Raw genomic sequence first — 13052 nt, 5'->3', positions numbered from 1 at the left:
TGTTCGGCACCGCCGAGGAGGACGCGGCGCAGCTCTCGCTCGACGCGATCGGTGATCTCTACCCGATCTACCCCCTCACCAAGGGCGTCGACTCCTGGGACATCCAACGCGCGGTCGCGTTCGCGCTGTCGGTCGTCGACGAGGTGCCCGACGTCGTGCCGCCCGACGTGCGCGAGCACCACGAGCTCCTCGACGTCCGTACGGCGCTGCAGCGCATCCACAACCCCGACGACTGGGGCCAGGTCACCAGCGCCCAGCGCCGCTTCCGGTTCGAGGAGGCGCTGATCACCCAGTTGGTCCTCGCCCGCCGTCGCCGCGCGCTGCGCGCGCTGGGGGCGCAGGCGCGCACCGGCGCGACGAGCGGCGGGTTGCTGGCGGCGTTCGACGCGCGGCTGCCCTTCGACCTGACCGCCGGCCAGCGCGAGATCGGTGCCCAGATCGAGGATGACCTCGCCCAACCGCACCCGATGAACCGGCTGCTCCAGGGCGAGGTCGGCTCCGGCAAGACCCTCGTCGCCCTGCGCGCCATGCTGCGCGTCGTCGACTCCGGGGGGCAGGCCGCGCTGCTGGCTCCCACGGAGGTGCTGGCCCAGCAGCACCACCGCTCGATCACCGCGATGCTCGGTGACCTCGCCGCCGGCGGGATGCTCGGCGGCGCCGCCGAGGCGACCAACGTCGAGCTCCTCACCGGCTCGATGTCCAAGGCGCAGCGCACCGCGCCGATGTCGCGCCTCGCCACCGGCGAGGCGGGCATCGTCATCGGCACCCACGCCCTGCTCGAGGACAAGGTGATCTTCGCCGACCTCGGCCTCGTGGTCGTCGACGAGCAGCACCGGTTCGGGGTCGAGCAGCGGGCCGCCCTCACCGACAAGGCCGGCACCCCGCCCCACGTGCTGGTGATGACGGCGACGCCGATCCCGCGGACCGTCGCCATGACGGTCTTCGGCGACCTCGAGATCTCGACGCTCGCCGAGCTGCCGGCCGGTCGCGCGCCGATCCAGACCAACCTCGTCCCGCTGGCCGAGCAGCCGCACTGGCTCGACCGGGTGTGGCAGCGGGTGCGCGAGGAGGTCGAGAAGGGTCACCAGGCCTACGTCGTGTGCCCGCGCATCACCGGCGACGAGGCCGAGCAGGGCGAGACCGACCAGCTCGACCTCGACGAGGACGGCAACCCCGTCGAGCGGGCCGCCCCGGTGGGCGGGTTGGCGGCGGTCGAGGAGGTCGCCGCGCTGCTCGCCGACGGACCGCTCGCCGGCCTGAGGGTCGAGCGCCTCCACGGCAAGATGCCGCCCGACGACAAGGACCGCGTGATGCGTGCCTACGCCGGCGGAGAGATCGACGTGCTCGTCGCGACGACGGTCATCGAGGTCGGTGTCGACGTCGCCAACGCGACCGCGATGGTGCTGCTCGACGCCGACCGGTTCGGCGTCTCCCAGCTCCACCAGCTGCGCGGCCGCGTCGGCCGGGGTGGGCACCCCGGGCTGTGCCTGCTGGTCACCCGCGCCGAGTCCGACACCCCGGCCCGGGCCCGCCTGGATGCGGTGGCGAGCACGACCGACGGCTTCGAGCTCAGCCGGGTCGACCTCGAGCAGCGCCGCGAGGGCGACGTCCTCGGCAAGTCCCAGTCGGGCTTCAGCTCGGGCCTGCGCGACCTGCGGGTGCTCCGCGACGAGAAGACGATCATCGAGGCCCGCGAGGCCGCCGTCCGGCTGCTCGACGCCGACGACTCCCTGGCCCAGGCGCCCGAGCTCGCCGCCGCGGTCGCCGACCTCGAGGCCTCGGTGCGGGCCGACTTCCTGGAGAAGGGGTGAACCGGTGACGCGGATCATCGGGGGAGCGGCCGGGGGCCGCCGGATCCAGACGCCGCGCGGAGCGTCGACGCGGCCCACCAGCGACCGGGTGCGTGAGGCGCTGTTCTCGGCGATCGAGTCCTGGTGCGGCTCGCTGCACGGGCTGCGGTTCCTCGACCTCTACGCCGGCTCGGGAGCGGTCGGCCTCGAGGCCTGGTCGCGCGGTGCGGGCGTGGTCACCCTGGTCGAGCACGACCGCCGCACCGCGGCCCTGATCACCGACAACGCCCGCGCGATCGGCTACGCGAAGGCCCACGTGGTCGCCGGGTCCGTCACGGCGGTGCTGCGGCGCCCGCCGAGCGCGCCGTACGACGTCGTGTTCCTCGACCCGCCCTACCCGCTGAGCGACGAGGCGCTGGCCGAGGACCTCGCGGCGCTCGCCACCGAGGGCTGGCTGGTCCCCGGCGCGCTGGTGGTCGTCGAGCGGTCCTCGCGCAGCCCCGAGCCCACCTGGCCGGGCGGCTTCGAGGAGACCCGCAGCAAGCGCTACGGCGAGACCACGCTGTGGTACGCCGAGTCCGGAGAGGAGAGGCGATAGCCTCCCGCCATGACCCGCGCGGTGTGCCCCGGCTCGTTCGACCCGGTGACCAACGGTCATCTCGACATCGTGCGGAGGGCCGCGGCGATCTTCGACGAGCTGGTCGTGGCGACCGGCACCAACCCCTCCAAGTCCCGGCTCTTCGAGCCCGACGAGCGGCTGGCGATGCTGCGTGAGGTGTGTGCGGACCTGCCGAACGTGACCGTGATGGGCTTCACCGGCCTCATCGTCGACTTCTGCCGCGAGATCGACGCGCCGGCGATCGTCAAGGGCCTGCGCGGCGGCAACGACTACGAGTACGAGCTGCCGATGGCGCAGATGAACCAGCACCTCACCGGCGTCGAGACGGTGTTCCTGCCGACCCACGCGTCCTGGGGCTACGTCTCCTCGAGCCTGGTGAAAGAGGTGGCCTCGCTCGGCGGCGACGTCTCCTCCCTCGTGCCGCCCGCCGTGCACGCCCGTCTCGTGGCCCGCCTGGCGGCCCGCGCGGGGGACGAGGTTCGCTGAGCATCCGTTTTGTCACCACCCCGGGCCGCCGGTACGCTTGCCGACGATCTGTTTGTGCCCGGACCCGGAAGTAGACCCCTGACCAGCCTGGACCCGAGAGCGCCGCTCGTGCTCGATACCCGCGAGCTCGGCCGCCGCCCGGGGTCCCAGCGTCAGGAGAAGCGGACGGTTCCGGCACCGGCAGATCTGGGCATCGAAGTCCTCCGCGTCCCGGAAGGCTCGCCGGTCGACCTCGACCTGCGGCTGGAAGCGGTCATGGAGGGTGTGCTGGTCACCGGTTCGGCCTCGGCCGAGCTCGCCGGTGAGTGCGCGCGGTGCCTGGAGCCGATCACCGACGAGGTCGAGGTCCGGTTCCAGGAGCTGTTCGTGTACGACGACCAGGACTACTCCTCCGAGGAGGACGACGACGTCAGCATGCTCGAGGGCGACCTGCTCGACCTCGAGCCCCTGCTGCGGGACGCGGTGGTGCTCGCACTGCCGTTCCAGCCCTTGTGCGAGGACGACTGTCCTGGCCTGTGCCCCGAGTGCGGGGCGCGCCTGGCCGAGGATCCCGACCACTCGCACGAGGCGCCGGTCGACCCGCGATGGGGAAAGTTGCAGCAGCTCCAGCAGGACACCGACCCGAGCTCGTAGACACGAGCGCGAGACCGATCAAGTAGGAGAGAACAGTGGCTGTCCCGAAGCGGAAGATGTCGCGCAGCAACACGCGTCACCGTCGTTCGGCCTGGAAGGCCGTCGCCCCGACGCTGGTGACCTGCGCGAACCCCGCCTGCGGTGCCAAGCACCTGCCGCACCGTGCGTGCGGTGAGTGCGGCCAGTACGGCGCGCGCGCCGACCGTCGTCAGGTCCTCTGACCCGACCCGGTCCACTGACCAACTACGCAGAGCTCCGAGCAGCTCTCGGGGATCCGACACTGGACCCCGAGCTGCTCGAGCGCGCCCTGACCCATCGGTCCTTCGCGTACGAGAACGGTGGCCTGCCGACCAACGAGCGCCTGGAGTTCCTCGGGGACTCCGTGCTCGGGGTCGTGGTCACCGAGACGCTCTACCGCACCCACCCGGACCTCTCCGAGGGCCGGCTGGCCAAGCTGCGTGCCGCGGTCGTCAACGCCCGCGCGCTGGCGGAGGTCGGCCGCCGCATCGGCGTCGGTGAGCACGTCAAGCTCGGCCGCGGCGAGGAGTCGACCGGCGGGCGCCACAAGGCCTCGATCCTCTCCGACACCGTCGAGGCGGTCATCGGGGCTGTGCATCTCTCTGGCGGGTTCGAGACCTCCGCGGTCGTCGTGCACCGTCTCTTCGACCCGCTCATCGAGGCCGCCTCGGCGCTGGGTGCGGGTCTGGACTGGAAGACCTCGCTGCAGGAGCTGTCGGCCGAGCACGGGCTCGGCGTCCCCGAGTACGTCATCGAGGACGACGGCCCCGACCACATGAAGACGTTCACCGCCCAGGTCCGCGTGGGCGACGGCCTCTACGGCAACGGCGTCGGCCGCTCCAAGAAGGAGGCCGAGCAGGCCGCCGCGGAGACCGCGTACGGCGAGATCGCCTCCGACCTCGGTGTCGAGGACCCGGCGATCGGCACGGCGATCGAGGTCGCCGCCAAGACCCCGTCGCGCTCGGCCCGCAAGAGCTGACCCGAGCCACGCCTTGCCGGAGCTCCCCGAGGTCGAGGTCGTGCGAGCCGGCCTCGAGCGGCACGTCCTCGGCGCCACGATCACCGGCGTCGACGTCCTGCACCCCCGGCCGGTGCGCCGCGACCTGCGCGGCCCGGCCGGCTTCGCCGCCGCACTGACCGGTCGCCGCATCGAGGCCGCGCGCCGGCGCGGCAAGTACCTCTGGCTGCCGCTCGACAACGGCGACGCCCTGCTGGCCCACCTCGGCATGAGCGGTCAGCTGCTCGTCCAGCCGCCCGCCGCGCCGGCGGAGCGGCACCTGCGGGTGCGCCTCGCCCTCGAGGGCGCCGACGAGGGCCGTGAGCTGCGCTTCGTGGACCAGCGGATGTTCGGCGGCCTGTCGGTCTCCGACGGCGGGGCCGACCTGCCCGCGGAGATCGCCCACATCGCCCGCGACCCGCTCGACCCCGCGTTCGACGACGACGCCTTCATCCGCAAGGTCCGACGCCGCAGCTCCGGGGTCAAGCGCCAGCTGCTCGACCAGAACCTGGTCTCCGGCGTCGGCAACATCTACGCCGACGAGGCGCTCTGGCGGGCGCGCATCCACGGCGAGCGCCCCGGCGACCGGCTCACCGCGGCCCAGGTGCGCGAGCTGCTCGGCCACGCCCGCGAGGTGATGATCGCGGCGCTGGGGGAGGGCGGCACCTCGTTCGACGCGCTCTACGTCAACGTCAACGGCGAGTCCGGCTACTTCGACCGCGCGCTGCACGCCTACGGCCGCGAGGGGCAGCCCTGCGAGCGGTGCGGCACGCCGATCCGCCGGGTGGCGTTCATGAACCGGTCGAGCTTCTTCTGCCCGGTCTGCCAACCGGTGCCCCGCAAGAGGCGAACGGCCCCGCGCGCGGTGCGCCTGGCAGATTGACCCGAGCTCCGACTGGTGAGACTCTTGAAGACGGCCCGCTGCCGCGGGTTCCCCACGACCCCGGAAGGCTTTGTCCATGGCCAAGGCGCTGATCGGATACATGAACAGCGACCTGCGGACGCCCGCCGCCCTCGTAGCCGAGAACCACCGGCTTCGCGCGCGCGTGCGAGAGCTCGAGGCGCTCGTCCTCCGGCTCAGCGAGGAGAACGACAAGCTGACCGCCGCGCAGGCGGTCGCGATGCTCGACCTCGAGCACGAGTCCCTGCAGGAGATGCAACCCGCCTGACCCGCGGGCTCGAAAACCGGATGTCCGTGAGGACGTCCGGCACTAGTCTCAACCCCTTGTGAGCACCCTGGTCGAGATCGTCGTTCCACGTCGGCTCGGCACCGGGTTCCGCTGGTTGCTGGCCTCCTCGTGGATCAGCAACCTCGGTGACGGCATCGCGATCGCGGCCGGCCCGCTGCTGGTCGCCTCGCTCACCCACGACCCGTTCCTGGTCGCGCTGGCCGCGATGCTGCAGTGGCTGCCGCCGCTGGTCTTCGGGCTGTACGCCGGAGCGCTCGCCGACCGCCTCGACCGCCGCCTCATCGTGGTGACCGTGGACCTGCTGCGGGCCGCCGTCCTGGCGCTGCTCACGCTGGCCATCGCCACCGACGTCGTGTCGATCGCCCTGGTGCTCGTCGCGATGTTCCTGCTCGGCACCGCCGAGGTGTTCGCCGACAACACCGCCTCGACGCTGCTGCCGATGCTCGTGCACCGCGACGACCTCGGGGTCGCGAACGCGCGCCTCACCAGCAGTTTCATCACGGTGAACCAGCTCGCCGGCCCGCCGATCGGGGCGGCGCTCTTCGCGGCCGGGCACGCCGTCCCGTTCGTGGCGCAGGCCGTGATGGTCGCGCTCGGGGCGATGCTGGCCGCACGGATCGTGCTGCCGCCCCACGGTCGGGCCCGCGACGAGCGCACCCACCTGCGCCAGGACGTGGGCGAGGCGTTCCGCTGGGTGCTCCACCACGCCGCCGTACGCACCCTGGTGCTGACGATCTTCGTCTTCAACATCACCTTCGGGGCCGCCTGGTCGATCCTCGTGCTCTACGCCACGCAGCGCCTCGGCATGGGGGAGGTCGGCTTCGGCCTGCTCACCACGGTCTCCGCGGTCGGCGGCCTGATCGCGACCCTCTGCTACGGATGGATCACCCGCCGGGTCAGCCTCGCGAACCTGATGCGCGTCGGTCTGGTCTTCGAGACCGTCACCCACCTCGCGCTCGCGCTCACCACGCGGGCGAGCGTCGCGCTGGTGATCTTCTTCTTCTTCGGCGCGCACGCGTTCATCTGGGGCACCACCTCGACCACCGTGCGCCAGCGGGCGGTGCCCAGCGAGCTGCAGGGTCGGGTGGGCAGCGTGAACCTGGTCGGCGTCTTCGGTGGCCTGGTCATCGGCTCCGGCGTCGGAGGTGTGCTCGCCCAGCACTGGGGCGTGACCGCGCCGTTCTGGTTCGCGTTCGCCGGGTCGGCGGTCTTCGTGGTGCTGATCTGGGGCCAGCTCTCCCACATCGCCCACGCCGACGAGAAGGAGCAGCCGGCAGCCGTCTGAGGATGGTTGCATGGGCCCATGCACCCGCCTGCCGAGCCTGCCGCGCTGGCCGAGCTGATCGACGCCCTCCCGACCGGGGTCGTCGTGACCGAGCCGGACGCGGTGGAGAAGTACCGGTTCGACTGGTCGCGCGACCGGGCCGCGGGGCGTCCCCTCGCCGTCGTGCGCGTCGAGGACGCGAGCCAGGTGCAGGCGGCGGTCCGCTGGGCGGCCGAGCACCGGGTGCCGGTGGTCCCGCGCGGCGCCGGCAGCGGACTGTCGGGCGGCTCGACCGCCGTCGACGGCGGGCTGGTGCTCAGCCTCGAGCGGATGCGCGCGATCGAGATCGACGTCGAGTGCCGGGTCGCGGTCGTCGAGCCCGGCGCGCTCAACGCCGAGGTCAAGGCCGCGGCCGCCCAGCACGGGCTCTGGTACCCGCCCGACCCGTCGTCGTACGAGATCTGCTCGATCGGTGGCAACGTGGCGACCAACGCCGGCGGCCTGTGCTGCGTGAAGTACGGCGTCACCACCGACTACGTGCTCGGACTGGACGTCGTGCTGGCCGACGGCACCCTCGTCACGCTCGGCGGCAAGCGCATCAAGGACGTCGCGGGGCTGAGCCTGCTCAAGCTCTTCGTCGGCAGCGAGGGCACGCTCGGCGTGGTCACCCGGGCCACGCTGCGGCTGGTGCCGGCCCAGGACGCGAGGTCGACGGTGGTGGCGGCGTTCGCCGACGTCGACGCTGCCGCGCGTGCCGTCGTGGCCACCGGGCGCAGGATCCGGCCCTCGATGATGGAGCTGATGGACCAGGCGTCGATCAACGCCGTGGAGGACCACCGTCCGATGGGCCTCGACCGCACCGCGGGCGCGCTGCTGGTGGCCCAGTCCGACGCTCCCGCCGCGGCGCGGGCGGTCGAGGTCGAGGCGATCCGTGAGGCGTGCGAGGCCGCGGGCGCGACCGAGGTGTTCGTGACCGACGACGCCGAGGAGGGCGAGCTCTTCGTCGCCGCCCGGCGTGCGGCGTTCCCCGCCATCGAGGCCCGCGGTGCCCTGCTGCTCGAGGACGTCGGCGTACCGGTGCCGCAGCTGCCGGCGCTGCTGGCGGCGATCGCCACGATCGCGGTCGAGCACGCGGTGGAGATCCCCGTGGTCGCCCACGCCGGCGACGGCAACACCCACCCGATCATCGTCTACGACGCGGGCGACCCCGACTCCGATCGGCGCGCACGGGCGGCGTTCGCCGACGTCATGCAGGCCGCCATCCGGCTCGGCGGCACGATCACCGGCGAGCACGGCGTCGGCCGCGCCAAGAAGGGCGCGCTGCCCGACCAGCTCGGGCCCGAGGTGATGGCGCTGACCCGCCGGGTCAAGGACGCGCTCGACCCGCTGGGGATCCTCAACCCTGGGGCGATCCTCTAGCGTCGAGCCATGATCCACGACCGGCACCTCTTCGGCCCCGGACCCACCAACCCCTATCCCGAGGCGACCCTGGCACTCGGCGCGCCGATCCTGGGGCACCTCGACCCGGCGTTCCTCGAGCTGATGGACGAGACCTGCGCGATGCTGCGCCAGGTGTGGGGGACCGGCAACGCCCGCACGCTGCCGCTCTCGGCGACCGGGTCGGCGGGGATGGAGGCGGCGTTCGTCAACACCGTCCACCCCGGTGACGTCGTCGTGGTCGCGGTCAACGGCCTGTTCGGCCAGCGGATGTGCGACGTCGCTGCGCGCTGCGGGGCCGAGGTGGTGCCGGTCGAGCACGACTGGGGCCAGCCCGTCGACGTCGAGAGAGTGCTCGCTGCGCACGCGTCCCCGGCGATCATCGCCGCGGTGCAAGCCGAGACCTCCACCGGCGTGCGCTCCGACATCGCGGCGCTCGGGGCGGGGAAGGGCGACGCGCTGCTGCTCGTCGACGCGGTGACCAGCATCGGCGGCATCGAGCTGCGCGCCGACGACTGGGGCATCGACGTCGGCTACGCCGGCACCCAGAAGTGCCTCGGCGTGGCGCCCGGACTCGCGCCGTTCACGATCGACGACCGGGCGTTCTCCCGCCGGGTGGAGAAGCCGCGCTCCTGGTACCTCGACCTCGGCCTCCTCGGCGGGTACGTCGGCGAGGCCAGCGGCTCGGGCGGTCGGACCTACCACCACACGGCGCCGGTGGCGATGGTCGCGAGCCTGCACGCCGGCCTGACCCGCATCCTCGACGAGGGTCTCGAGGCGGTGTGGGCGCGTCACGAGGCCGCGGGGCGGCAGCTGCAGGACGGGCTGCAGGAGATGGGCCTGGAGCTGTTCGCGGCCGAGGGACACCGGCTGCCGGAGCTCACCACGGTGAAGGTCCCCGACGGGGTCGACTCCGCCGCCGTGCGCCGCTACCTGCTCGAGACCCACGACCTCGAGATCGGCGCAGGCGCCGGGGCGTTCGCGACGAGCGTGTGGCGCATCGGCCTCATGGGCCCCAACGCCAGCCCCGACCGGGTGCTCCTGGCCCTCGCAGCGCTCCGGGACGCGCTCGCACACGCCTGAGACCGGGATGCCAGCGAACCGGGACGACGCCCGGTATCGTGAGCCGGGCTGAGCTTCCCCCAAGCCGTGGCTGCCATGATGGGCGGCCTGCGTCCTCAGTCGCACCGACGAGTCGCCGTACCCAACGAGCTGGGAGCCCGCGTTGTACCTGAAGAGCCTGACCCTCAAGGGGTTCAAGTCCTTCGCCTCCTCGACGACGCTGCAGCTCGAGCCGGGCATCACCTGCATCGTGGGTCCCAACGGCTCCGGCAAGTCCAACGTCGTCGACGCGCTCGCGTGGGTGATGGGCGAGGCCAGCGCCAAGTCGCTGCGCGGCGGCAAGATGGACGACGTCATCTTCGCCGGCACCTCCGGCCGCCCGCCGCTGGGCCGGGCCGAGGTGCTGCTGACCATCGACAACTCCGACGGCGCGCTGCCGATCGAGTACGCCGAGGTGACGATCAGCCGCACGATGTTCCGCAGCGGCGGCTCGGAGTACGCCATCAACTCCCAACCGTGCCGGCTGCTCGACGTCCAGGAGCTGCTCTCCGACAGCGGCATCGGCCGCGAGATGCACGTGATCGTCGGGCAGGGCCAGCTCGACACCATCCTGCACGCGACGCCCGAGGACCGGCGCGGGTTCATCGAGGAGGCCGCGGGCGTCCTCAAGCACCGCAAGCGCAAGGAGAAGGCGCTCCGCAAGCTCGACTCCACCGAGGGCAACCTGACCCGCCTCGGTGACCTCCTCACCGAGATCCGGCGCCAGCTCAAGCCGCTGGGCCGCCAGGCCGAGGTGGCCCGCAAGGCCGCCGGGGTCCAGGCCGACGTCCGCGACGCGCGCGCCCGCCTGATCGCCGACGACCTGGTCACCGCCCGCACCGCCCTCGAGCAGGACCTCGCCGACGAGTCGATCCTCGTCGAGCGCCGCGAGCAGGTCGAGGCCGAGATCGCCAAGGCGCGTGAGGTGGAGGCCGCGCTCGAGGCCGCGCTGCGCGAGGACCTGCCGGCGCTCTCGAGGGCGCAGGAGACCTGGTTCGCGCTGTCCGGCCTGCGCGAGCGGCTGCGCGGCACCCAGTCGTTGGCCGCCGAGCGGGTCCGCAACGCCGCCGGCACCGCCGAGGTCGAGGAGAGCCGGTCGGGCCGCGACCCCGACCAGCTCGAGGCCGAGGCCGAGAAGGTGCGCGAGCAGGAGCAGCGCATCGCCGCCGAGGTCGAGGAGCACCGGGTGGCGCTCGAGCAGGCCGTCGCCGCGCGCCGGGCCGCCGAGGACGCCGCGGCCGAGGAGGATCGCCGGATCGCCGGCCTCCAGCGCGCCGCCGCCGACCGACGCGAGGGTCTGGCCCGGCTGCACGGCCAGGTCAACGCACTGAAGTCGCGTGCCGCCGCTGCCGACGAGGAGGTCGGCCGGCTCCGGCTCGCCCGCGAGGAGGCCCTGGCCCGCGCCGAGCGCGCCCAGCGCGACTTCACCTCGCTCGAGACCAAGGTCGCCGGCCTCGACGCCGGCGAGGAGGGCCTCGACGCCGAGCACGAGGCCGCCGTCGCCGCCCTCGACGACATCGAGGAGCGGCTCGCCAAGGCCCGCGACGAGGCCCTTCAGGCCGATCGTGACCGCACCGCGCTGGCCGCCCGCAAGGACGCCCTCGAGATGGGGCTCAACCGCAAGGACGGCGCCGGCGCGCTGCTGGCCGCGTCCGACTCGATCTCCGGGCTGCTCGGCTCGGTCGCCGCGCTGCTCTCGGTGCGCAGCGGCTACGAGGCCGCCGTCGCCCAGGCCCTCGGCTCGGCCGCCGACGCGGTCGCCGTCGCCGATGCCGACGCCGCGGTGCGCGCGATCGCCCACCTCAAGGGCGACGACCTCGGCCGCGCCGGCCTGCTGCTGGGCGGGGGACCGGTCGCCGATCGTGACTGGCCGGGCCTGCCCGCGCACGCGGCGTACGCCATCGACGTCGTGGAGTGCCCCGACACCCTGCGCCCCGCGCTGACCCGGCTGCTGTTCAAGGTCGCGGTCGTCGAGGACCTCGACACCGCTCGCAGCCTCGTCGCCGACCTGCCCGACGTCACCGCGGTCACCCGCGAGGGCGACGTGCTCGGCGCCCACTACGCCTCGGGCGGCTCGTCCAGCCAACCCACGCTGATCGAGGTCCAGGCCGCGGTCGACGAGGCGACCGAGCAGCTCGCCGAGGCGGTCGCGGCCGCCGAACGGCTCGGGTTCGACATGTCCCGCCTCGAGAGCGAGCGGCTCGAGGCGCAGAAGCGCGTCGACGTCGCGCTCGCCAAGCTGCACGAGTCCGACGCCACGCTGGCCGCGGTCGCCGAGGAGCTGGGCCAGTACGGCTCGCAGGCCCGCGCCGCTCGCGGCGAGGCCGACCGGCTCGCCCAGGCGATCGAGAAGGCCGAGGAGGCGCGCACGCAGGCGATGTCCGGGCTCGCCGACCTCGAGGAGCGGCTCGCCACCGCCGAGGATGCTCCCGACGAGGAGCCCGACACCACCGCCCGCGAGCGCCTGGTCGAGGAGGCCCGCACCGCCCGCCAGGCCGAGATGGACAGCCGCCTGGCGCTGCGCACCTCCGAGGAGCGCTCGCGCGCGATGCACGGCCGCGCCGACGCGATGGTCCGCGCGGCACGCGCCGAGCGCGAGTCCCGGGCCCGGGCCGCCGAACGCCGTGAGCGGCTGCTCCGCGAGGGCCGCGCGGCCGAGGCCGTCGGCGTCGCCCTCGGCTACGTGCTCAGCCGGCTCGAGGTCTCCGTCCACGTCGCGACCCAGGCCCGCACGGCCGTCGAGCAGGCACGCAGCGGCCGCGAGCAGGAGCTGCTCGCCGTACGCTCCGAGCTGCGCCGCCTCGACAAGGAGCACGACGAGCTCGTCAACTCCGTCCACCGTGACGAGATGGCCCGCACCCAGCAGCGGATGCGCATCGAGCAGCTCGAGGAGCGCGCCCTCGAGGAGCTCGGTCTCGACGCGGACGGCCTGATCGCCGACTACGGCCCCGACCAGCTGGTCCCGGCTAGCCAGACTCTCGGGGCGAGCGAGGTCCCCGAGGGCGAGGAGCCGCCCGAGCCGGTGCCGTTCGTGCGCGAGGAGCAGCAGAAGCGGCTGCGCGCCGCCGAGCGCGCGCTGTCGATGCTCGGCAGGGTCAACCCGCTGGCGCTGGAGGAGTACTCCGCGATGGAGGAGCGTCACAAGTTCCTCACCGAGCAGCTCGAGGACCTCAAGAAGACCCGCAAGGACCTCCTCGACATCGTGCGCGAGGTCGACCAGCGCGTCGAGCAGGTCTTCACCGAGGCGTACGCCGATGTCAGCAAGGCGTTCGACGCCACCTTCGCCCGGCTGTTCCCGGGCGGTGAGGGCCGCCTGGTGCTGACGGCGCCCGACGACATGCTCACCACCGGTGTCGAGGTCGAGGCGCGCCCGCCCGGCAAGAAGGTCAAGCGCCTCTCGCTGCTCAGCGGTGGCGAGCGCTCGCTGGTGGCCGTGGCGTTCCTGGTCGCGCTGTTCAAGGCGCGGCCCTCGCCGTTCTACATCCTCGACGAGGTCGAGGCCGCCCTCGACGACACC

12 protein-coding genes are annotated in these 13052 nt (G+C 73.2%); all 12 read left to right on the top strand.

Features of this window, described 5'->3' with window-relative positions:
* A partial coding sequence (locus tag Q0L15_RS15965; protein WP_296605439.1) for an ATP-dependent DNA helicase RecG occupies positions 1-1811 on the top strand: 1811 nt, incomplete at its 5' end.
* A 4-nt stretch (positions 1812-1815) separates the two neighbouring features.
* The gene (rsmD, locus tag Q0L15_RS15960; RefSeq protein WP_296605438.1) at positions 1816-2388 is read left to right on the top strand and encodes a 16S rRNA (guanine(966)-N(2))-methyltransferase RsmD; all 573 of its coding nucleotides are present in this window, start codon (positions 1816-1818) and stop codon (positions 2386-2388) included.
* Between the two features lie 9 nt (positions 2389-2397).
* The gene (gene coaD / locus Q0L15_RS15955) at positions 2398-2895 is read left to right on the top strand and encodes a pantetheine-phosphate adenylyltransferase (protein ID WP_296605437.1); all 498 of its coding nucleotides are present in this window, start codon (positions 2398-2400) and stop codon (positions 2893-2895) included.
* A 108-nt stretch (positions 2896-3003) separates the two neighbouring features.
* A complete protein-coding gene (locus Q0L15_RS15950) occupies positions 3004-3528 on the top strand; it encodes a YceD family protein (RefSeq protein WP_296605436.1) in 525 nt (174 codons plus the stop codon).
* Positions 3529-3563: 35 nt separating this feature from the next.
* Complete coding sequence (gene rpmF / locus Q0L15_RS15945; protein WP_081790257.1) at positions 3564-3749, top strand: 50S ribosomal protein L32; 186 nt, start codon at positions 3564-3566, stop codon at positions 3747-3749.
* Between the two features lie 14 nt (positions 3750-3763).
* A complete protein-coding gene (rnc, locus tag Q0L15_RS15940) occupies positions 3764-4525 on the top strand; it encodes a ribonuclease III (RefSeq protein ID WP_296605440.1) in 762 nt (253 codons plus the stop codon).
* A 13-nt stretch (positions 4526-4538) separates the two neighbouring features.
* On the top strand, positions 4539-5426 hold the full coding sequence (gene mutM / locus Q0L15_RS15935; RefSeq protein ID WP_296605435.1) for a bifunctional DNA-formamidopyrimidine glycosylase/DNA-(apurinic or apyrimidinic site) lyase: 888 nt from the start codon (positions 4539-4541) through the stop codon (positions 5424-5426).
* 76 nt (positions 5427-5502) lie between these two features.
* Positions 5503-5712 (top strand): hypothetical protein, encoded by a 210-nt coding sequence (locus Q0L15_RS15930; RefSeq protein WP_296605434.1) that lies wholly within the window; start codon positions 5503-5505, stop codon positions 5710-5712.
* Between the two features lie 58 nt (positions 5713-5770).
* Positions 5771-7018: an MFS transporter gene (locus Q0L15_RS15925; protein ID WP_296605433.1), complete on the top strand. Its 1248-nt coding sequence runs from the start codon at positions 5771-5773 to the stop codon at positions 7016-7018.
* 18 nt (positions 7019-7036) lie between these two features.
* Positions 7037-8416, top strand: coding sequence for an FAD-linked oxidase C-terminal domain-containing protein (locus Q0L15_RS15920; protein WP_296605432.1), 1380 nt, complete (start codon positions 7037-7039; stop codon positions 8414-8416).
* A 9-nt stretch (positions 8417-8425) separates the two neighbouring features.
* A complete protein-coding gene (locus Q0L15_RS15915) occupies positions 8426-9517 on the top strand; it encodes an alanine--glyoxylate aminotransferase family protein (RefSeq protein WP_296605431.1) in 1092 nt (363 codons plus the stop codon).
* Positions 9518-9659: 142 nt separating this feature from the next.
* Positions 9660-13052, top strand: a 3393-nt coding sequence (gene smc / locus Q0L15_RS15910) for a chromosome segregation protein SMC (RefSeq protein WP_296605430.1), incomplete at its 3' end; no start/stop codon positions are given.

Origin of the sequence: Nocardioides sp., assembly GCF_024509035.1 — a bacterium.
In the GTDB taxonomy this organism is placed as follows: Bacteria; Actinomycetota; Actinomycetes; order Propionibacteriales; family Nocardioidaceae; genus Nocardioides.
Note: the sequence above shows the minus strand (reverse complement) of the source record. Positions and strands in the feature narration are given on the sequence as shown.

Coding starts and splice junctions, on each gene's coding strand:
- Q0L15_RS15920 (WP_296605432.1), top strand. CDS start 7,037: ATGCACCCGCCTGCCGAGCCTGCCGCGCTGGCCGAGCTGATCGACGCC.
- coaD (WP_296605437.1), top strand. CDS start 2,398: ATGACCCGCGCGGTGTGCCCCGGCTCGTTCGACCCGGTGACCAACGGT.
- Q0L15_RS15930 (WP_296605434.1), top strand. CDS start 5,503: ATGGCCAAGGCGCTGATCGGATACATGAACAGCGACCTGCGGACGCCC.
- Q0L15_RS15915 (WP_296605431.1), top strand. CDS start 8,426: ATGATCCACGACCGGCACCTCTTCGGCCCCGGACCCACCAACCCCTAT.